Raw genomic sequence first — 21,498 nt, forward strand, 5'->3', positions numbered from 1 at the left:
ATGTCTTGACTTGACGCTTTATTTCGCTTCGTACCACGTTTTGCCTACGTGTACATCCACCTTGAGCGGCACACTCAGCACCATGGCATTCTCCATTTTGTCCTCGACCAGCTCACGGAGCGCCTCCAACTCGCTGTTCGGGCACTCGAAAATCAACTCGTCGTGCACCTGCAGCAGCATACGCGCCTTCAGATTGGAACACTGCAAGGCTTCGTCGATGCGCACCATCGCCAACTTGATGATGTCGGCCGCCGTGCCCTGAATCGGCGTGTTCATCGCCGTCCGCTCGGCAAAACTGCGCAGGTTATAGTTGCGGCTGCGGATGTCGGGCAAATAGCGGCGACGGTTCAGCAAGGTGGTCACATACCCTTGCCGCTTCGCCATCTCCACGATTTCGTCCATATAGCGCCGGACGCCAGGGAACTTGGCGAAGTACCCCTCGATGAATGCCGCCGCCTGCTTGCGTGGGATGCCCAGGTTTTGCGAGAGCCCATAGTCGCTGATGCCGTACACGATGCCGAAATTGACCGCCTTTGCCTGGCGGCGCATGAGCGGTGTGACCTCTTCTGGACTCACCTCAAACACATCGGCCGCCGTGCGCGTGTGGATGTCCATTCCTTGGCGGAATGCCTCAATCAGCGTCTCGTCTCCCGATAAATGCGCGAGAATTCTCAGCTCAATCTGCGAGTAGTCGGCTGATACAATCGACCAATCGTCATAGCTGGCCGTAAACGCTTGGCGCAGCCGGCGCCCCTCGTCCATGCGGATAGGAATGTTTTGCAGGTTCGGATCGCTGCTGGAAAGCCGTCCGGTGGCGGTCAGCGTTTGGTGGAAACGAGTGTGCACGCGCCCCGTCTCAGGCCGGATGACCTTGAGCAGCCCATCCACGTACGTGGACTGCAACTTGCCGAGCTGCCGGAACTCGAGAATCCGCTCGACGACTTCATGGTAGGGGGCCAGCTTCTCCAGCACGTCCGCACTGGTCGAGTACCCGGTCTTCGTCTTTTTCAGCGCTGGCAGACCTAGTTTATCGAACAACACCTCGCCGAGCTGCTTGGGCGAGTTGATGTTGAACTCGCACCCGGCCAGACGATGAATATCCTGCTCCAGCGCCGCAATGCGCCCGGACAGCTCCTCCCCATAGTGGCGGAGCCAATCGGCGTTGACCAGAAACCCGAGCGACTCCATACGCGCGAGCACCATCGCCAGCGGCAGCTCCACTTCCCGGTATAGGCGCTCCAGGTCCTGCGCCGCCAGAGCTTCCTGAGTATGCCGGTTGAGGTCTATCAGCAGCGAGGCGATGCGGACCAACGCCTCGGCCTCGGCCTGCGCTGCGGCGGCATCCGCCGTCGGGTGAGCATCGTCCGGCTTTCCGCGGCCCGCGCCTGATACCCGGCCGCCGGCCGCACGGCGCAATCGGTCATCCAGGCGGACCTTCAACTCCCGCTCCAGGATATCGGCCAGCGACGGCTCGCCGTCGGACGGATTGAGCAAGTAGCTGCCAATCATGGCGTCGTCCCAACTGTCGTCCAGCTTCAGGCTGTGGCCGTGACTGTCCAGAGCGACTGCCAGCGCCTTGATGTCGAAGACCACTTTGTCCCAGTCGTCCCTCCACAGCTCCTCGACATCCGCCATGCCCAAGTCGCCCGCAAACGAGACGTAGTAGCCTCGATTGGCCAAACCGATAGCCACGCCGCGCACATCGGCTGTCTGGTACCCGCCCTCGGCGAAGTGGGGCACAATCCCAATGGTGCCGCTCAGCTTCGCCCACATGGACTGCAGGTGCGGTCTATCCACAATCACCTCCACCTGCAGTTCAGGCAGTTTCCCGCCGTCCGCGTCCACGTCCGAACGAGCCTCGCTAGGGCTGTCGATTTCCCCGGAAATCCTGTCGAAGAGTGACTGAAAACCCAAATCGTGAAACACGCGGCGCACCGCCGCTACGTCATAACCCTCGTATTTCAGTTGCTCGATGGTGACGTCAATCGGAGCGCGGCGGCAAATGGTGGCCAGTTGCTTGGACATCAACGCCTGCTCCCGGTTCTGGCGCAACCGCTCCTGCAGCTTCTTGCCGGGGACCTCGTCAATATGCTCCAGCACGCTCTCGACCGTGTGGTACTCTTTAAGCAGCTTGATGGCAGTCTTCTCCCCGACCCCGGGCACGCCGGGGATGTTGTCCGAGTTGTCACCCATCAGCCCCTTGAGATCGACAATCTGTTCCGGCGACAGCTCAAAGCGGGCTCGCACCGCCTCCACATCGTACACGTCCATGTCGGTGATGCCCTTGCGGGTGACGGCGGCGTGGACTGTATCGCTGACCAACTGCAGGAGGTCCCTATCACCTGACACAACCAAGGTGGGCAGCCCTTCCGCCTCCGCGATCCGCGCGAGCGTACCGATAAGGTCGTCCGCCTCATAGTTTTCCAGTTCAATCACCGGGATCCGAAACGCATGGAGCACGTCGCGTACCAGCGGAAACTGCTCGGAAAGCTCGCTGGGCGTCTTTTGTCGCGTTCCCTTGTATGCCTCAAACACACGATGCCGAAACGTCGTCTTGCCGACGTCGAACGCCACGGCAATATGTGTTGGATTTTCATCCTGCAGGAGTCTCAGCAACATCTGCGTGAACCCGAACACCGCATGGGTAAATTGACCGCGCGCGTTGGAGAGCGGCGGCAACGCGAAGAATGCGCGATAGGTGATGCTGTTGCCATCAATGAGGACAAGTTTCGATGCGTCCGTGGCCATAGAGGTATCTCACTCCCAAACGGGGGGTCGAAACGTCGGCTTGCTTTCCCATTGTACCATACGGGCGGACCCCATTTGGGCGCTCTGGAGGCAATTGAAGCATGCGGAACCTGGTCGATCTGGAATTTCAATCCATAGACATTCAAGAAAAAACCCACGCCGTCCGGCGCAGGCTTTTCAACAGGCCTTCCGGCAATCCAGACGCCCGGGACGAGAAGACCAGAGGCTGTCGGCGCGGCGACCAAGTTGGCCCCTGGTCTGCCCGGTGCGAGTGACCGCCGGGCGGGACGGAGATGAAGTCACCGCTTGGACTTGACCACGTCGACCACACTGCGGACCGATTGGGCCGACTTGTCAAGCGCTTCCTTTTCCTCAGGCAAGAGGTCGACCTCGACGACCTTCTCCAAGCCGTTGCCGCCCAAAATCGTAGGCACACCGAGGAACAGGTCTTGATACCCGTACTCGCCCTCCAGATAAGCTATCGCCGGGAGCAGACGCCGCTTGTCCTTCAGGATGGCTTCCGCCATCTGGACCAGTGAGGCGGCCGGCGCGTAATAAGCGCTGCCGTTGCCGAGCAGGTTGACGATTTCGCCGCCGCCCTTGCGGGTGCGCTCGACGATGGCGTCAATCTTGTCCTTGGACAACAGCTTTTCCAGCGGGATGCCACCGACGTACGAGTAACGGATGAGCGGAACCATGTCGTCCCCGTGCACGCCGAGCACAAACCCGGATACGTCCTCCACCGAGACGCCGACCTCCTCGGCCACAAACGTGCGGAAGCGCGCGGTGTCCAGCACGCCGGCCTGGCCAATCACGCGATTCTTTGGAAATCCGGAGGTCTTGTAGGCCACGTAGGTCATGGCGTCCACCGGGTTGCTGAGCACGATGATGATGGTGTTGGGAGAAAACTTGACCACCTGCTCGGTGACCGAGCGGACGATGCCGGCGTTGGTCGTCACCAAGTCATCGCGGCTCATGCCCGGCTTGCGGGCCACACCGGCAGTGATGATGACCAGGTCCGATCCGGCCGTGTCCTCGTAACTGGAGGTGCCCATGACATGCACATCCTTGCCGACCACCGGCAGCGCTTCGGCCATATCGAGCGCCTTGCCGCGGGTCGGGTCCTCCAACTGCGGAATGTCGACCAACACCACGTCCCCGAGCTCTTTCAGCGCGAGCATGAACGCCGTCGTCGAACCGGTGAAACCCGCTCCAATAACGGAAATTTTCTTCCGTTTAATCATTTTCAATTCCTCCTTGACTTCCATGCCTCGCAGTCCCTTCTGTATCTGTAGTGCCGTCCACATCCATCACAGATTGGCAATCAACGCATCGCCAAATTCGGAGGTCTTGACTTCCTTGGCGCCCTCCATCAGGCGGGCAAAGTCGTAAGTGACGACCTTCTCTTCAATCGTCTTTTCCAAGGCCGAAATGATTGCGTCAGCAACCTCCTGCCACCCCAGGTACTCAAACATCATGACGCCTGAGAGGATGACTGAACCCGGATTGACCTTGTCCAGCCCCGCATACTTGGGGGCGGTGCCATGGGTGGCCTCAAACACGGCGTGGCCGGATTCGTAGTTAATATTGGCTCCCGGCGCGATGCCAATCCCGCCGACCTGCGCCGCCAGCGCGTCCGAAATGTAGTCGCCGTTGAGGTTGAGGGTAGCAATGACATCATACTCCGCCGGACGCAGCAGGATTTGCTGCAGGAAAGCGTCGGCAATCACGTCCTTGACAATCAACTTGCCAGCGGCGACCGCCTCGGACTGCGCCTTGTTGGCCGCGTCCTGCCCCTGCTCCGCTTTGATGCGGTCGTACTGGGCCCATGTGAAGACCTTGTCGGCGTACTCGCGTTCCGCGACTTCGTAGCCCCAGTTTTTGAACGCCCCTTCGGTGAACTTCATGATGTTGCCTTTGTGCACGAGCGTCACGCTCTTGCGGCGGTGCGCCAACGCGTAGTCGATGGCCGCCCGCACCAGCCGTTCGGTGCCCTCGCGCGAGACCGGTTTGATGCCGATGCCCGAGGTTTCGGGGAAGCGAATCTTGGTGACCTTCATCTCGTTGCGCAGGAAGTCGATGACCTTTTTGACCTCTGGAGTCCCTTCCGCCCACTCCACGCCGGCATAGATGTCCTCGGAGTTCTCCCGGAAAATGACCATGTCGATGAGTTCAGGCTGCTTGACCGGCGAGGGAACGCCGCGAAACCAACGGACAGGGCGCTGGCAGACGTACAAATCCAACTCCTGGCGCAACGCCACATTGAGGGAGCGGATGCCGCCGCCGACCGGCGTCGTCAGTGGCCCCTTGATGCCCACCAGGTAGGTGGAAAGGGCAGTCAGTGTATCCTCCGGCAGCCATTCGCCGAACTTGTTGAAAGCCTTTTCACCAGCATACACCTCGTACCAGGCAATGCGCCGCTTGCCGCCGTACACCTTGGCCACCGCCGCGTCAAACACACGCTGAGAGGCGCGCCAAATATCCGGGCCTGTGCCGTCGCCCTCGATGAACGGGATGATGGGCACATCCGGGACCTGCAGTTTTCCCGCCTGCTTCGTTATCGGTTCTCCGTCAACCGGAGGTTGGTAGGTTTTGAACGCCATCGCCGCTGGCCTCCCTTTGCACGCGTGGTTTGTCTCTCGAAAATCTTACCACAGGCAATTTTCAAAGAAAAATCACATATTGTTCAGAAGAAACCCTTGCTTTTGCCGCTGTGCGTCGGCATGGCCCCCGCTGGCCAGACAGGCGCAGCCTGCCGTGGCCACGGCGCTGGCGCGAGCGAAGGAAATTTGCTGCTTTAATCGTTTTCGCGCAGCCGCGGTACCTGGACCTCGACACGCACCGTGTGCTCGTCCGCCTCAAGCCGAAACTCGCCCCCCATCGACTGCGTCAGACGGCGCACGATATGCAGGCCAAACCCGCGCGTGAGACCGGGATTTACCGAGCGTCCCTCGGTTTCCGACTCGTTCTCCACCCGAAACACGACCGACCGCCCATCCACGGTCAAACGCCAAACCGCTTGACTGCCTGGACGGGCGTGATCGACCACGTTTTTCAGCAGCGTGCTGACCAAGCGCCGCCATTCGTCTGCCGTGGCCAGGACGTACAACCCTTGCACCGCTGACCCTGTCAGAGAAATGCCTTGCCGATCCGCCAGCCACCCGATCTGGGCCACAACCTCTTCGGTCACGTCCGAGACAGCCACCGGCTCAGGCGTCTGACGGGGCATGCCGTCCAGACGCGATAGGTAGAGAATATCGCTGACCAAATCGGACGCGCGGCGGATTTCCCGGATGAAACGGCGGCGCAACTCAGTGTTGCGGACGTAGCTGGCCGCCATGGCGTTTATGGTCGCCAACGGGGTCTGCAGCTCGTGTGACAGCTCAACCAGCATCCGCTGCTGCGCGCTCCAGGATTCACGGGCCGGGCGAAGCACACGCCTGCTCAGCCACAGGTAGAACAAAAAGGCCAGGGCGGCGCCGATGCCACCGGAGAGGATGATGAGCCGCAGCGCGTGCTGCAGGACCTGGCGCTCGCTGGCGATGGACTGATACAGATACAGCTTGTACAGTTGGCCCTTGTAATGCCAAGCGGTGGCGGCCAGCCGGTATGGCTGCCCGCGGTACTCGATGACCCGATAGGCCAGCTCGTCCTGCTCAGCTGGGACTTGCTCTGGCAGGCGGCGGCTGGGAATCGGTGGGTGGTACGATTCAAGGCGCACAGAGTTGCGCGCAAACACCGCGAAGTACAGGTGCTGACCGCGCTCATCCGCCAGGTCGGAGCGCACCGGGACGTTTTTGTCCGGCGCAGGCGAAAGAGAGGAAATGAGCGCCTGCAGCTCCGTGATGTCGGTCTGCAGGTCCCCCTCGCCATCCCTGGCCATCTGCACCTTCAATTCGACATACACGATGGATCCGACCAAAAGCAGCAAAGTCAGCATGCTGCCGGTCAGGACGGCGACAATCTGCACGTACATGCGGCGAAACATGCGCCCAGGCACAAATGGAAACGGATGGTCATTGGATGGCTTCAATCCGGTATCCCTGCCCGCGCACGGTGCGGATGAAATTTTTCAACCCCAGGCGTGCACATTTTTTGCGAAGAAAGTAGACGTATGTGTCGAGAGCGCTGTCGGCCACCTCTGCGTCCGGACCCCACAGGTGCATGACCAGTTGGTCCCGGGTCAGGACCCGGCCTGGGTGGCGTAACAAATACTCCATCAAAAGAAACTCTTTACTGGACAGCTCGACCGATTTGTGGTTGACCTCAAGGGTGCGCGAGGCCCGCCACAAGATCGCCGGCCCCCATTGCAGGCAATCCACCTTGTGATCCCGGACAGACCTGCGGACGAGGGCGTGGATGCGGGCGATGAGTTCCTCGAGGTGGAACGGCTTGCCCAGGTAATCGTCCGCGCCGGCATTGAGCCCCCGCACCCGGTCGGCCGTCTCGTTAAGTACAGTCAGCATCAGGATCGGCGTGCCGCAGCCGGCCTCGCGCAGGTCGGAGACGAGATCGACACCGCTGCCGTCCGGGAGCATCACATCGACCACGATGCAATCGTAGGCGCCGGAGAACGCCTTATCAAAACCGTCTTCCACCCCAGTCGCCCAATCGACAACCATCTGTTGCCCACTCAGTGCCTCTCGCACCGCATTCGCCAAGGTCACCTCGTCCTCGACAATGAGCACCCGCATGGCTCTTCCCCTCTCTGCTGGAGCGCCGGTCAGACCAAAAAGCCAATGCGCTCCTTCACCAGCCGGAGCGTATCCCGGCACTTTTCCGCGGCTCGCTCGGCACCCTCACGCAGAATCTCGTCCACCTCGCCGGATTCCAGGATCTCCCGATAGCGGGCCTGGATTGGCGCCAGGCCTGCAACCACCGCCTCGCCCAGGTCCCTTTTGAACGGGCCGTACCCCTGACCCTGGTATTGTGCCTCCAACTCCGCTACCGATTGCCCAGAAAACAGCGAATAGATGGTGAGCAGGTTGCTGATGGCCGGCTTATTGTCCACATCGTACCGCACCTCGCGCTCCGAATCGGTCACCGCGCGGGAGATCTTCTTGCGGATGACGTCCGGATCGTCCAGCATGGAGATGTACGCGCCGGGGCGGGTGTCGCTCTTGCTCATCTTCTTCAGCGGGTCCTCAAGGCTCATGATGCGCGCACCCAGCTTGGGAATCATCGGCTCGGGCACGGTAAACGTCTCGCCATAACGGTTGTTGAACCGCTCCGCCAGGTCGCGGGTCAGTTCCAGGTGCTGCTTTTGGTCTTCTCCCACCGGCACCAAGTCGGTCTGGTAGAGGAGAATGTCGGCGGCCATCAAGGCCGGGTAGGTGAACAGCCCGGCGGTGACAACCTCGGCTTTGTCCGACTTGTCCTTGAACTGGGTCATCCGCCCCAGTTCTCCATAATGGACAACGCACTGCAGGAGCCAGCCCAGTTCGGCATGGGCGGGGACGTGAGACTGAACAAAGAGGACGGACTTTTTCGGGTCTATCCCGGCCGCCAGATAGAGGGCCGCCAGGCTGCGCGTGTTGTGCAGGAGCTGCTTCGGATCCTGCGGGATGGTGATGGCGTGCATGTCGACCACGCAGAACAGACAATCCGCCTCGTCCTGCAGGGAAACAAAGTGGCGCATGGCGCCCAGGTAATTGCCGATGGTCAAGGTGCCGCTCGGCTGGATGCCGGAAAACACCTTCTTCATTTTGGATTCACTCCTCGCCGGAAAATGAAAAATCCGCCCCGCATGGGACGGATAAAACCGCGGTACCACCCATCTTCGACAGCCCGAGACTGCCGCACTCATGCCCGTAACGGGGGCCATCCGGGTGCACCTACACAGCGCCCAAAGACGCGTCTTGGCGTCCTTCAGCGGTCTCCGCCGCGCGCGGCCGCACTGGCGCATTCAGCACACCGGCTCCCGGGCCCATTCCGGGGCGACCGCCAACCGGGTTCCCAGCCTCCCCGGCTCTCTGGATGGTGGTCCAACCCGTACTCTTCCCGTTCACAGCCGTTTCCACGATACAAATGCCACAATACAGCTCTCTGTCGATCCGCCCGCGGCAGCGCCCTGACAACCGGAGCAGGGCCGCTGGCTGCGGGGGCCGGGACTACGCATCATCTTAGCGGAGTTGCCGCCAGCCCGCAAGTATGTCCAGCGGCCCACCCGCGTAAATCGGCTGGCACTCGCGCCCCCGTTGGGTTGCCCAGCCACACGGGCGCTAACGCGGCACAAACCGGACATGACGACGTGGATGGCGGGGAAGTCAAAAACAGCCGCCCAACAGGGCGGCCGTGAACGGGGCGAATCGGCTCCAGCGCCTGACCCGGGTTGGCCTGTACACCTGCCAACTTCTCGGCGCATACGGGCCCTGTGTCAGCCTTGCCCGCGCCGTAATAGCTCCAGCAAAGTGCGAATGACAATCAGCGCGGCAGCGACGTAGAACCAGGCCTGCGCGACGACGTGCGTCGGGTCCACGGTAGTCAGCCAGGAGAGAAGGATGAGTGGCAGGGCATCGGTCAACATAGGCCGCGTGACCAAACGGGCCCACTCAGACCAATCGACCGTCCCCCTCAGGTCCAACGCCGCGGTGACGAGGATGCGCAGGGCAATGAGAGCCAGCACGACCTCAAACGCAATCAACATCGCGTTGTCTCCCAACAGAATGCTCATGTATGCGACCTCCCGATGGAAAGGATGAATTCACTCCACCCTACGGGAAGACCACTGCGCAAGACACCGCGCTTATCCTTCGCGGCCGCCTATTGTCGGTGCCTGCCGAGAAACTCCGCGATGCGCCGGAGCCCCCTGACAGTCGCGAGCACCAGCCGAGCTTACAACACCTGTGCGCGGCCGCGGTAGACCAGGCCGCGCACCGCATCCACCGTCACGACTTCGCCGTCCTTGATGCGACTGGTCGCTTCCTGCGCCCCTACAATCACCGGTTTGCCGAGACTCAACCCGACCACCGCCGGGTGGGAGGTGAGCCCCCCTTCCTCGGTGATGATGGCCGCCGCCCGTTCCATCGCGGGCACCACGTCGGCGTCGGTGGCCGATGTCACCAGGATGTCCCCGGACTGGACACGCTGCAGCAAGTCCTCGGTCTGCCGCCCGACCACGGCCCGGCCGCTGACCGCCTTCTGTCCGACACCCTGGCCCTGCACGACGACTTCGCCAATGGTGTGCACCTTGATCAGGTTGGTCGTCCCCTGCTGCCCGACGGGCACCCCGGCAATCACAATCACCATGTCGCCCGGCTGCACGTAACCGGCAGCGAGCGCTCCGTCCACCGCTGTTTCCAGGACCTCGTCCGTCGTCTGCGCCTCGGCCACCACCACCGGATGCACGCCGAAGGACACCGCCAGCCTCCGCGCCACCTTGTCCGACGGCGTGGCCGCGACAATCTGCGCGTTCGGACGGTGTTTCGAGATCATGCGCGCTGTGTGGCCGGAGGTGGTCGCGGTCACCACCGCCTTCACACCCAAATCGGCCGCCATCGTCTCCACCGCGTGCCCAATCACGTCCGTCACCGTTTTTTCCACACCGGTGCGGTGCCGCGTCGCCACCTCGTCCTCGACCAGCGCCCGCTCCGCCCGCTCGGCAATCTGCGCCATCGTCTGCACCGCCTGCAACGGATAACGGCCGGCGGCCGTCTCGCCGCTGAGCATAATGGCGTCTGTCCCGTCGAAAATGGCGTTGGCCACGTCACTGGCTTCCGCGCGCGTCGGCCGCGGGTTGCGCTGCATCGAGTCGAGCATCTGCGTGGCCGTGATGACCGGCTTGCCCGCCTGGTTGCAGAGGCGAATCATGCGCTTTTGCGCCAGCGGCACCTCTTCGGTGGGAATCTCCACACCCAAATCGCCGCGGGCCACCATGATGCCATCCGAGACGGCGACGATTTCTTCGAGCCTGTCCAACCCTTCCTGGGTCTCAATCTTCGAGATGATGTCCGCCTGGTAGTTCTGCTCTTCCAGCAGACGGCGCACTTCCAGCACGTCGGCCGCCTTGCGGACGAAGGACGCGGCGATGAGGTCCACGCCCTGCGCGATGCCGAAACGGATATCGGCGATATCCTTTTCGGTTACCCCCGGGATGCGCAGGGTCACGCCTGGCACGTTGATGCCCTTGCGGTCCTTCAGGATGCCGCCGTTGGTGACGCGGCAGAGGATGTCGTGCCCCTCGACTTTTTCCACCACCAGACCTATCAACCCATCGTCGATCCGGATAGGCGCCCCGGGATAAACGTCTTCAACGAGGCCTTTGTAGGAGATTTCCACCCGCTCAGCCGTTCCGTACTCGACCGGATCGATGGTCAGGGTGATGGTCGCGCCGTCGGGCAGCTCCACCTCGCCGCCTTGTATCTTCCCAGTGCGAATCTTCGGCCCTTTGATGTCGAGCATAATGGCCACGTGCTTGCCGACCGCCCGCGCCGCTTCCCGGATACGGCGGATGCGCTCGGCGTGTTCCCCGTGGGATCCGTGGGAAAAATTGAGGCGGGCCACATCCATGCCGGCCTCGATGAGCGATCTGAGCACCTCCGGCGACTCGCTGGCAGGTCCAATCGTACATACAATCTTTGTCTTGCGCATGATTTTCCTCCTCGCCTAAATCGACAGCATCTCCGCCAGTTCGTGCAGGCTCAGCTCCGGCTGCCTGGGGGTGGTAAAGACCGTCTCAAAGTCGACGGCGTGCAGCTCCCCGTTGCAGGTGGCGACCATTTTGCCGCCCACCCCTTGCCGAAGCAGCCGCACCGCATACGCCCCCAGGCGGCTGGCCAAGACCCGGTCGCGGGCGCTGGGCGCCCCGCCGCGTTGGATGTGCCCGAGCACCGTGACGCGCACGTCGAAGCCGGTGTGCTCTTTCAAGTATTTTCCTATCTCCATACCGCTGCCCGCGCCCTCGGCGACAATGATGATGGAGTGCTTCTTGCCGCGCGCCACCCCGCGCTCCAGCTTGCGAATCACGTCATCCATGTCAAATGGGACTTCCGGAATGAGCACCGATTCGGCTCCGCCCGCAAGCCCCACCTGGATAGCAATATCGCCCGCATGCCGGCCCATCACCTCCACGACATACGTCCGCTCGTGGGAGGTGGCTGTGTCCCGGATCTTGTCTATCGCTTCAATGGCGGTGTTCACCGCGGTATCATAACCGACTGTGGCGTCGCAACAGGGCAGATCATTGTCAATCGTGCCCGGGATGCCGATGGTCGGTATCCCGCGTTTCCACAACTCCAAAGCTCCATGGAATGACCCGTCCCCGCCGATGACAACCAGCCCGTCGATGCCGGCCTCGCGCAGCCGTTGGGCGCCTTTGTCCTGCCCTTCAGCGCTCTTGAACTCCTCACAGCGCGCGGTGAACAGGATGGTGCCACCGCGTTGGATGATGTCCGCCACCGATCCGAGCGACATATCGCTCCACTCGCCGTTCATCAGCCCCTGGTAGCCACGCCGAATGCCGACGACTTCCAATCCCTCGTAGATAGCCGTGCGGACGACCGCCCGAATCGCCGCGTTCATGCCCGGTGCGTCTCCGCCGCTGGTCAATACCGCAATCCTCTCCACTCATACCACCCCCGCGTGCGCGTATCCGCCCGTCTGAACGGGCGAACTTCCCCGTTTGCGCCTAACCCCGGCCGCCCGCAGGCGTACGACCGCGGCCGGATTGCAGGCCTCAGTGAACCTTACGTCGAACCTTGGGAACGCTTTGCGTCCCGCCGGGACGCAAAGCGTCCCTTAACGGAAGCACAACATGCTTCCCACCCGGGCCCACAAACCGTCCCAGGCCGCCGGCCATGCCGCCGAGACCCACAAAAGCGGGGCGGCCGTATCTTGTCCGCCACCGCCCCGTCTGTTCTTCCCAGCGCGCACCGCCGATTGGTTCCTGCACGATCTGGTTATGGGTCCGACACTTGTTCACGACTCCGAATAAACACCTATCTGGCGATATTTATCATAGCGCTCTGCCAGGAGCTGTTCAAGCGGTTTTTGAGCCAATTCGCGCAAGGCCGACAACGCCTGCTCGGCGACACGGGCGACCATCTCCTGCGGGTTCTTTTGCGCCCCGCCGACAGGCTCCCGAATCACCCCGTCGGCCACGCCCAGCTCAACCAGGTCGCGGGCGCCAATGCGCATCAATTCAGCCGCGCGCGGCCCCTGGGTGCTGTCCTTCCAAAGGATGGCCGCCGCCGATTCCGGCGCTATCACGGAGTACCAGGCGTATTCCAGGACATAGATTCTATCCGTCAGCCCGAGCCCCAGCGCGCCGCCGCTTCCGCCCTCGCCGGTCACAAAGCTGATGGTGGGCACGCGAAGCCCGGCCATCTCCAGAAGATTGCGGGCGATGGCCTCGCTCTGCCCCCGCTCCTCCGCGGACATGCCGGGATACGCGCCGGCGGTGTCGATGAACAGCACAACCGGCCGCCCGAACTTCTCCGCCTGCTTCATCAAACGGAGCGCTTTCCTGTAACCCTCCGGGTGCGCCATCCCGAAGTTCCGGTAGACATTCTCCTTGGTGTCGCGGCCCTTCTGCGTACCGATGACGGTCACGGGGCGACCGTCGGCGAGGCCAATACCACCGATGACGGCCGGATCGTCCCGGAAGTTGCGGTCCCCGTGCAGCTCGATGAACTCGCTGCACAGCCCCCGTATATAATCCAGCGTGGTCGGACGTCCGGGCTGGCGGGCAATCTGCACCCGCTGCCACGGCGTCAGTTCGCCGTACACCCGGGCCGTCACCTGTTCCAGCTCGGCCTCCAGCCGGGCCACCTCCTGGGACAGGTCGATCCCGTGCTGGCGCATGAACGCCCGCACCTCGTCCAGCTTTTTGGCCAACTCCTCAATGGGACGTTCAAACTCCAGTTGCCCCGGCATCCTGCCACCCCCTCGCCGCGTGGATGCGCAAGATGGCGGAGAGCGTATCGCGCATCTGCTTGCGGTGTACCACCTTGTCAATCATGCCGTGTTGGAGCATGAACTCGGCCGTTTGAAAATCGTCCGGCAGTTTTTGCCGTATCGTCTGCTCGATGACGCGCCGCCCGGCGAAGCCAAACAGCGCCCCGGGCTCGGCCAGGATGATGTCTCCGATACTCGCAAAGCTGGCGCTGACCCCGCCGGTCGTCGGGTGTGTGATGACGCTGACGTAGAGGATGCCCGCCTCGTGCATGCGGTTGACGGCAGCGCTGGTCTTGGCCATCTGCATCAGGGACAAAATCCCCTCCTGCATCCGGGCGCCGCCGGAGGCGGTGAACAGGACCATCGGGCATTGGCGCGCCAATGCCGCCTCCATCGCCCGTGTCAGCTTCTCGCCGACGGCCGAACCCATGCTGCCCATGATGAAACGGGCGTCCATGACGCCGACCACCAGCGCCTGGCCGTCGATGCGGCCGGCGCCGGTGACCACCCCTTCCGCCAGGTTGGTGGCTTGCTTGGCCTTCTCCACCTTCTCGCGGTACCCTGGGAATCCAAGCGGATCCTCGGACGAGAGGGCGGCGTCGAACTCTTCAAAGGAGCCGTCGTCCAGCAGCAATTGCAGCCGCTCGGGGCCCCCGATAGGAAAGTGATAATCGCAGTGTGGACACGTATACGCGTGCTTTTGCAGCTCCCGAGCCATCAAGAGAGCCCCGCAGCCCTTGCACTTTTCCACCAATCCCTTGGGGACGTCGCGCGGCGGCACCTCGTCCGGGATCTCGGGCTTGGGTCGCCTGTCTGTCTGAGCCACGGTCGCGTATCGATGTCGTTTCTTATAAAACAAGTCCTTTAGCACCCTCTCACCTCGGTCTTGCCCTGCCTCCCGCGCCGCCGCGCCTCTGCGCAACAGCCGTGGCGCATCAGACCGAGCCGCCTACGGATTGGAGGTGTGCAGGATGTCGTTCAACACCTCTTGCACCTCGTCCAGTTCCGCCTCAGGAACGACGATTTCGAACTGCTGCCGGGACACGCGAGTTTGCCGGACCTTTGCCAAGAATCCTTCTGCAGCCAGTCGATCGACAATCTGCCGAGCCTGTTTTTCGGACTGTGCGATGTAGATGACCGTCCACATACACATCGCCCCTGTCAGCATCAATAAACTCCATGAATTATACCATGTCCCGTGGACAATCGGAAAAGGAGGGACACTATGCGTCCACGCCGTCCGCGTCGTAGGATTGCGCCCGGTGCTGGTGGGCAATGCGGGCGGCGGCGGAGGCGGCCACACTGGCAATCAGGTCATCCAGAAAGACGTGGATGCGGCCGGCATGGTTGTTGAGGACGCCGATGACACCAAGCTTCGTCTTGTCGAGATAGCCAAAATTGGTCAAGCCTATCGATCCGTACACGTTGGTGATGGACAGGGCGAGGATTTCGTCCACTCCGTACAGTGGCTCATCTTCTTCCATGATCTGCTGCAGGGGTGTGGGCAGCGCCTTCTGCTCGGCCAGCATGTCCAACGCCACGCCGGTGAAAATGGCGTGCTGCACCTCCCGTTTTGCCAACACGTGCAACACGCTCTCGGTGCAGGCCGAAAGGGTCAGTTCCCGGTGGTACGGCTTTTGCAAATCGTACGCAATCTGGGCAATCTGCTCGACCTCCACGCCACGTTCGCGCAGCAGCGCGATAACCTTCTCCACCACGGACATCCTATCCTTTCCTCACGGCGACGCTGGCCGCTTCGCCCTCGGCAAACGCCCCACGCGCGCGTTGCCGAGCCCCACAATCTCCTCCAGCGCCCCAATCAAGTCCGGCGACAGCGCGACAGACCACGTCCCGGGCAGCAACCGCGCGCGCCGTCTCTTCTCATCATACAAGGCGACCGGCAAACTGCCTGGGTAGGAATGGAGCACCTCCTGCACCGCCGCGAGCCCGTCCGCCGCGAGCCTGTCCGGGTGGTAACGGACAAACAGCGCCTCCTGGCCGGAGGATGCAGCCCCGCTCTCCCCAGCCGCTTCCCCACCCACCCGCGTCTCTTCATGAGTGGCATCGCCCGCGAGATTGGACCCGAAACTCAACCCCAACCCGCGCGTCTGGGCGCCCTCCCCGGCTTCTTGATAGGCCTCATCGAGAATCTGCCGCTTGGCCGCCGGCGCCGCGCCGTCCGGCAGAAACACGTCGAGCGCCCCGGCCGCCAACAGGCTCTCCATCGCCTTGCGGTTGCAACGGCGCGGATGCACGCGCATAAGCACGTCGACCAGGGAACAAAACGGCCGTTCTTGGCGCGCTTCCAGTATCGCCTCCACCGCCCCGCGCCCCACGTTGCGGATGGACAGAAGCCCGGTGCGTATCTGCCGCTCGCCAGCCACCGTGTACAGGGGGCCGCTGTCCTGGATGGACGGCGGCAGGATCTCGATGCCCAGGCGCCGCGCGTCGCGCAGGTACTCTTGATGCTTGGTCGGGTGTCCCGCGTCCAGCGACAACAATGCGGCAAAGAAGTCGGCCGGGTAGTGGGCCCGCAGGTACGCCGTACGGTAGCAGAGTACCGCGTACGCCGCCGCGTGGCTGCGGTTGAAGCCATAGTCGGCGAAGCGGACAATCAGGTCGTACACCTCGTGCGCCGTCTCCTCGGCGTATCCGCGCTTGACACATCCTTCGACGAAACGCGCCCGCTCCGCGTCCAGCACATCCCGCTTCTTTTTGCTCACCGCCCGCCGCAACAGGTCCGCTTGGCCGAGCGAAAACCCGGCCATCCGCGCGGCAATCTGCATGATCTGCTCCTGATAGACGATAACCCCGTACGTGTCGCGCAGGATGGGTTCCAAGTCCGGGTGCGGGTAACGGATGGGCGCCTCGCCCTGGCGGGCAGACAGGAACGTCGGGATGTTCTCCATCGGCCCCGGCCGATACAATGAGATGACAGCAATCAGGTCCTCCAGCCTGCGCGGCCGCATCTGCCGCAGGATGCGCCGCACACCCGCAGACTCCAACTGAAAACAGCCGTTGGTCTCGCCGCGCCCGAGCATCTCGAACGTGGCCTCGTCTCCGTCGGGCAAGGCGCGGATGGGGATGGACCTGCCCGTGCGTCGGCGGACGCTCTCCACACAGGCGTCAATCAGGGTTAACGTGCGCAGCCCAAGAAAGTCCATCTTGATGAGCCCGAGCCGCTCCACATCCTCCATCGCGAACTGCGTGACAGCCACCCCGTCCGGCCCCGGCTGGGTGGGGACCAGGGTGGTCAGCGGATCGGGTGAAATCACGACACCGGCCGCGTGAACCGAGGTGTGCCGGGGCAGCCCCTCAATCGCCTGCGCCGCCTGCCAAAGCGGGCGCAGCTCCGGATTTTCAGCCATCAACTCCCTCAGTGCAGGCGCCTGAGCGGCCGCCCGCTGCAGTGTCATGCCCGGGCCTGACGGGATATGACGCGCCAATTGGTCAACCAGCCGCGGCTCCACCCCCAGCGCGCGCCCGGCGTCACGTACCGCGGCCCGGGCGGCCAGGGTGCCGAAGGTGCCAATCTGCGCAACGTGGTCCGCCCCGTACCGCTCGACCACGTAGCGAATGACTTCGCCGCGCCGCTCGTACTCGAAATCAGTGTCGATGTCCGGCCAGCTGACCCGCTCTGGGTTGAGAAAGCGCTCAAACAACAATTGGTTTGCGATGGGGTCCACGTCGGTGATGCGCAGACAATAGGCGACCAGGCTGCCGGCGGCCGATCCGCGTCCTGGACCGGTGGAGATGCCCTGGCGGTGGGCGAAGCGGATGAAGTCCGCGACCACCAAGAAGTAGTCGGCAAAGCCGAGCTGCTCGATGACCTGGAGTTCGTACTCCAAACGCTCGCGCACGTCCGGCCCCACGTGGCCGTACCGCTGCGCGGCCCCCGCCTCGGCGGCCTGACGCAACACCCGGGCCGCGCTTTCGCCCGCCGGCAGCGGATACCTCGGCAGGCGCAGTTGGCCAAGCGGCAATTCCAACTGACAGCGCTCGGCAATCACCAACGTGTTGGCGAGGGCCTGCGGCATCTGGGCGAAACGCCGGGCCATCTCCTGACCGGAGACAAACGCGTACGTATCGGACTGCAGGCGCGGCGAGCCCAATCCGGCGTCGATGTTGGCCAGGAGCCGCTGCACCCGCGCATCCGCGGGTTGGAGGTAGTGCACGTCATTGGTGGCGACGGGCTGCAGGCCGCGCGCCCGCGCCGCCCGCAGCAGCCCCGGCAGGCCACGCCGCTCCTCGGGCACCCCGTGGTCTTGCAGGTCCAAGAACAGGCTGCCGGTCGGTATGGCGGCTTGCCAGGCGTCCAGCCAGGCTTCGGCCCCCGCTTCGTCACCCGCGGCGAAGCGGCGCAAAATCGCCGATTCACCGCCGCCTACGAGGGCAATCAAACCGCCCGCCCGCGCCGCGACCTCGTCTAGCGTCACCGCCAACAGGCGCGGCCGCGTGTGTGTCAGCGTGACCAGCTCCACCAGGTGCGCGTAGCCCTGCAAATTCTCCGCCAGGAGCACCGCCGTGTCCAGGTCGTCGGGCGCGGGCCGACCTGACCGTTCCCACACCCCAGCGTCTCGTACCACCGTCAGCTGAGCGCCCAGGATGGGGCGCACCCCCGCCTGGCGCGCCAGCTCATAGAACGACACCGCCCCGTAGAGGGCGTGGGTGTCCGTCAGGGCGACGGCCGGCATGCCAAGCTCCGCCGCCCGCTGCACCAGCTGTGTCAGCCGCAGCGGCGACTGCAGCAGGGAGTACTCGCTGTGCACGTGCAGATGGACAAAACCGTCCACCAACAAGCCCCTCCTCTCACCCCCGATTGCCAATCCGGTCCAACGTCTGCGCCGTCAACAGCGCCTTAGCCATGCACTGCCCCTGTTCATAGACCTCCACATCCACCTTCGCGAAGCGGCGACCGCTGTCGAGGATGCGCGCCTTGACCGCCACCCGGCCATCGACCGAAATCGGCCTGAGGAAATAGAGCGTCACGTTCTCCACCCGCATGTCGCCGTGCCGGCTGCGCTCCAGGCAGAGCATGGCCCCCCGTTCTATCAGCGTCATCAACGGCCCGGTGGCCAACGTGCCGACCGCGTTGGTCATCTGCGGCGTCACGTCCCCCACCAGTACCCCGCCGTCCTGGTCGCGGTCTTCGCGAAAGCCGCGCAGCGTAAGGTCGGTCAACGTTTCCGCCACCTGCGGTTGCCGGCTCATCAACTGCAGAGCTTTGATCACGTCCTGGCGGCTCACGACGCCGACCAAGCGTCGTTGGTCCACCACCGGCAACAGTTCAATCCCTTCCCAAACCATCCGGTGGGCCGCCGAGGCGACCGTGCTCTGGGGCGTCACGAAGAACGGATTGCGGCGCATGTATTGTTCAATTCGGGCGTCCGGCCGCGCCTCCGCCACGTCGCGGGCGGTCAGGATGCCGACCAGGCGGCCTCGCTCGTCTATCACCGGCACCCGCGCGTGGCCGGTCGACTCGACCAAGCTCAGGTAATCTCTCACCGTCTGCTCCGGGCGCAAGGTGGCCAGCGGATGCCGGACCACAATATCCTCCACATAAAGAATGTCTTTCTTAATCAAGCGGTCATAGATGGCCCGGTTGATCAGCGCGGCCGTGGTGAAAGTATCATAAGATGAGGAAAGAAGCGGCAACTGGCGTTCGTTGGCGAGCCGCTGGACCTCCTCGGAGGCCTCAAATCCCCCGGTGATGAGCACCGCCGCCCCGTGTTCCAGTGACAGCCGCTGCACCTGTTCGCGGTTGCCCACCAGCATCAGGCTGCCGGGCGAGATATAGCGCACGATGTCGGGCAGTTGCATGGCGCCGATGACAAACTTTTGCAGCGTTTTGTGCAGCCCGTCCCGTCCGCCCAGGACCGTTCCCTCCACGATGCCGACCACCTCAGCGAAAGTCAGGCGCTCGATGTCCCGTTTTTCCTGACGGTCGATGCGCACCGTGCCGATGCGGTCAATGGAACTGACCCACCCACGCAGTTCGGCCTCCTTGATGGCCCGGTAGGCCGTGCCTTCACTCACCCCCAAATTGCGGGCAATGCCCCGCACCGAGATGCGCTCCCCCACCTGCAAATTCTGTATGTATTCGAGGATTCGCTCGTGCTTCGTCGTCATCCCGCAACCTCCGGCCAGCAGTGTTTCATGCGTCCCTTACGTCCATTATATAAGACAACACTCTTCACCAATTTGCCACCATTGCCTCGCGCCCATCCACCACGAATCATATAGACTCTTGTGTGTGGCACACTAGACTACACGTTCCCCGGGCGTGCCGCCACTCAGGCAGAGAGGAAGGGTTTTGGGCATGGTTGAACAAGCCATCACGCAGTCGCGTCCAATGAAGAAACTGCGCCAATCGAAAGGTTACCCCGTTTGGGCAACCTTGGGGCGAGTGGTGGTTATCCTGTTTGCGGACCTGTTGGCCGCGGTATCGCTGGAAAACTTCTTGGTACCGGCGAATATCCTCTCCGGCGGCATCACCGGTGTAACCCAGCTCATCTATCACCTGACCGGGTGGCCCATCGGCCTGCTCTACCTGTTGTTCAATGTGCCTTTGTTCGCGCTGGGATACAAGTACTTGGGCAAACGATTCATTCTCTTGACCGGTGTTGCCATCCTCGGCTTCTCGCTGATGACCGACTGGGTGCACCTGCACCTCGACCTGCCTCTGGAGGATCCGCTCATCATCAGTCTCTACGGCGGGGTGCTCGCCGGACTGGCTTCGGGGCTGGTCATCCGCGTCGGCGGATCAATGGGTGGAACCGATATCCTGAGCCTGGTGATCAATCGCGTGTCCGGCAAGAGCGTGGGCGGCGTGTCCTTTACCGTCAACGTGGTGGTGGTGCTGCTCTCGCTCGGCGTCTTCGGGGTCAAAGCCGGCATGTATACGCTCGTCTCCATGTTCGCTGCCGCCAGAGTTGTCAACGCGCTGCTGCACTTTCAAGCGCGCAAGACGGCCCTCGTCATCTCCCCGAAGTCGGCGGAAATATCGGAAGCTATCACGCGGCGTCTCAACCGCGGCAGCACCCTCATCCAGGGGCACGGCACCTACACAAAGGCCCAATTGGGCGTCCTCGTGTGTGTGCTGACCCACCTCGAACTGGCCGAACTGCGCGCGCTGGCCACCGAGATCGATCCGCACGTGTTCATCTCCGTCCTCGACACGGCGGAAGTGGTGGGCCATTTCCGACACCTGCCCATCTGATTCCGGCGCGTTCCGCTTCAGTTTGAAAAACCTGCCCCAACCATCCGCACGGTCGGCTCCGAATCTAGGTGGGCTCCCAATCTAGGTTTATTTTCTCGCGAACCGGGTGATAACGTAACTAGACACAGCTGGTCCGATGGGCATGCGCCCAATGAGGACCAGCGAGAACGCATGAGGAGTGAGTCGGATGAAACAGGTTCCGCTGACGTTGGTGCTGATGGCCCTCTGCCTGGTGGCCGTCAACTGGCCGTCGGTGCAGACGTGGGCCACTGCCACCACGGTTCATCACTACCTGGCGCACGGACTGTACCTGCTCGGCGGGGCGTGCCTGGGCCTCCAGGCCAGCCGCTGGCTGACCCCGTCCCCGTCGGACATTGTGCTCGACGAAACGGGGGTGAGTTCGTGAAACGGCGCACCACCCAGGCCACACTGGCCGCGTACGTTGGCACGCTGCTGGTTATCATCGGTTTCTATCCAGACCTTGACCGCGTGCTGGACGCGCACGTTCTGCTGCACGCCCTCTGGCACATCGCCATCTTCACCGGCGCCGCCCTGATTGTGTTTGGACTGGAAACCCTGCGCAGCTACGCGCGCCGGCCGCGCCGCATGCCCAATTAAAGCGCCTGCGGCACAGCGAC

18 protein-coding genes and 1 other annotated feature are annotated in these 21,498 nt (G+C 63.0%); of the genes, 3 read left to right on the forward strand and 15 right to left on the reverse strand.

Features of this window, described 5'->3' with window-relative positions:
* Positions 1–18: 18 nt before the first annotated feature.
* From polA to AK2_RS05305, 15 genes are all read right to left on the reverse strand, one after another.
* On the reverse strand, positions 19–2,748 hold the full coding sequence (gene polA / locus AK2_RS05235) for a DNA polymerase I (RefSeq protein WP_067932150.1): 2,730 nt from the start codon (positions 2,746–2,748) through the stop codon (positions 19–21).
* Between the two features lie 299 nt (positions 2,749–3,047).
* On the reverse strand, positions 3,048–3,992 hold the full coding sequence (gene mdh / locus AK2_RS05240; RefSeq protein ID WP_067932152.1) for a malate dehydrogenase: 945 nt from the start codon (positions 3,990–3,992) through the stop codon (positions 3,048–3,050).
* 66 nt (positions 3,993–4,058) lie between these two features.
* Positions 4,059–5,351: an NADP-dependent isocitrate dehydrogenase gene (gene icd / locus AK2_RS05245; RefSeq protein ID WP_067932154.1), complete on the reverse strand. Its 1,293-nt coding sequence runs from the start codon at positions 5,349–5,351 to the stop codon at positions 4,059–4,061.
* A 194-nt stretch (positions 5,352–5,545) separates the two neighbouring features.
* Positions 5,546–6,781: a sensor histidine kinase gene (locus AK2_RS05250; protein WP_067932156.1), complete on the reverse strand. Its 1,236-nt coding sequence runs from the start codon at positions 6,779–6,781 to the stop codon at positions 5,546–5,548.
* Complete coding sequence (locus AK2_RS05255; RefSeq protein WP_067932158.1) at positions 6,765–7,442, reverse strand: response regulator transcription factor; 678 nt, start codon at positions 7,440–7,442, stop codon at positions 6,765–6,767. The genes AK2_RS05250 and AK2_RS05255 overlap by 17 nt, the downstream gene beginning before the upstream one ends.
* Positions 7,443–7,471: 29 nt before the next feature.
* A complete protein-coding gene (trpS, locus tag AK2_RS05260; RefSeq protein ID WP_067932159.1) occupies positions 7,472–8,452 on the reverse strand; it encodes a tryptophan--tRNA ligase in 981 nt (326 codons plus the stop codon).
* A gap of 40 nt (positions 8,453–8,492) precedes the next feature.
* Positions 8,493–8,765 (reverse strand) — a binding site (T-box leader).
* A gap of 359 nt (positions 8,766–9,124) precedes the next feature.
* On the reverse strand, positions 9,125–9,421 hold the full coding sequence (locus tag AK2_RS05265; protein WP_067932162.1) for a hypothetical protein: 297 nt from the start codon (positions 9,419–9,421) through the stop codon (positions 9,125–9,127).
* A gap of 161 nt (positions 9,422–9,582) precedes the next feature.
* The gene (pyk, locus tag AK2_RS05270; protein ID WP_067932164.1) at positions 9,583–11,337 is read right to left on the reverse strand and encodes a pyruvate kinase; all 1,755 of its coding nucleotides are present in this window, start codon (positions 11,335–11,337) and stop codon (positions 9,583–9,585) included.
* Between the two features lie 15 nt (positions 11,338–11,352).
* Positions 11,353–12,312: a 6-phosphofructokinase gene (gene pfkA / locus AK2_RS05275; RefSeq protein WP_067932166.1), complete on the reverse strand. Its 960-nt coding sequence runs from the start codon at positions 12,310–12,312 to the stop codon at positions 11,353–11,355.
* Positions 12,313–12,663: 351 nt separating this feature from the next.
* Positions 12,664–13,620: an acetyl-CoA carboxylase carboxyltransferase subunit alpha gene (locus tag AK2_RS05280; RefSeq protein ID WP_067932167.1), complete on the reverse strand. Its 957-nt coding sequence runs from the start codon at positions 13,618–13,620 to the stop codon at positions 12,664–12,666.
* Positions 13,598–14,512, reverse strand: coding sequence for an acetyl-CoA carboxylase, carboxyltransferase subunit beta (gene accD / locus AK2_RS05285; protein WP_067932170.1), 915 nt, complete (start codon positions 14,510–14,512; stop codon positions 13,598–13,600). The genes AK2_RS05280 and accD overlap by 23 nt, the downstream gene beginning before the upstream one ends.
* Before the next feature lie 78 nt (positions 14,513–14,590).
* Complete coding sequence (locus AK2_RS05290; protein WP_067922934.1) at positions 14,591–14,788, reverse strand: glutamate decarboxylase; 198 nt, start codon at positions 14,786–14,788, stop codon at positions 14,591–14,593.
* Positions 14,789–14,864: 76 nt separating this feature from the next.
* Complete coding sequence (locus tag AK2_RS05295; RefSeq protein WP_067932172.1) at positions 14,865–15,365, reverse strand: phosphatidylglycerophosphatase A family protein; 501 nt, start codon at positions 15,363–15,365, stop codon at positions 14,865–14,867.
* A gap of 12 nt (positions 15,366–15,377) precedes the next feature.
* Entirely contained in the window at positions 15,378–18,434 is a 3,057-nt protein-coding gene (dnaE, locus tag AK2_RS05300) for a DNA polymerase III subunit alpha (RefSeq protein WP_067932482.1), read from the reverse strand.
* 16 nt (positions 18,435–18,450) lie between these two features.
* Positions 18,451–19,770 carry a DRTGG domain-containing protein gene (locus AK2_RS05305; protein WP_067932174.1) on the reverse strand — a complete coding sequence of 440 codons (1,320 nt, stop codon included), beginning with the start codon at positions 19,768–19,770 and terminating at the stop codon, positions 18,451–18,453.
* A gap of 190 nt (positions 19,771–19,960) precedes the next feature.
* Between AK2_RS05305 and AK2_RS05310 the strand changes: the two genes are divergently transcribed.
* From AK2_RS05310 to AK2_RS05320, 3 genes are all read left to right on the forward strand, one after another.
* Complete coding sequence (locus AK2_RS05310; protein WP_245632784.1) at positions 19,961–20,860, forward strand: YitT family protein; 900 nt, start codon at positions 19,961–19,963, stop codon at positions 20,858–20,860.
* Positions 20,861–21,047: 187 nt separating this feature from the next.
* Positions 21,048–21,266 (forward strand): hypothetical protein, encoded by a 219-nt coding sequence (locus AK2_RS05315; protein ID WP_067932176.1) that lies wholly within the window; start codon positions 21,048–21,050, stop codon positions 21,264–21,266.
* Positions 21,263–21,478, forward strand: a complete 216-nt coding sequence (locus AK2_RS05320; protein ID WP_067932178.1) for a hypothetical protein — start codon at positions 21,263–21,265, stop codon at positions 21,476–21,478. Before AK2_RS05315 ends, AK2_RS05320 begins: the two co-directional genes overlap by 4 nt.
* Positions 21,479–21,498 lie beyond the last annotated feature (20 nt).

This window comes from Alicyclobacillus kakegawensis NBRC 103104 (assembly GCF_001552655.1).
Taxonomy (GTDB): domain Bacteria; phylum Bacillota; class Bacilli; order Alicyclobacillales; family Alicyclobacillaceae; genus Alicyclobacillus_G; species Alicyclobacillus_G kakegawensis.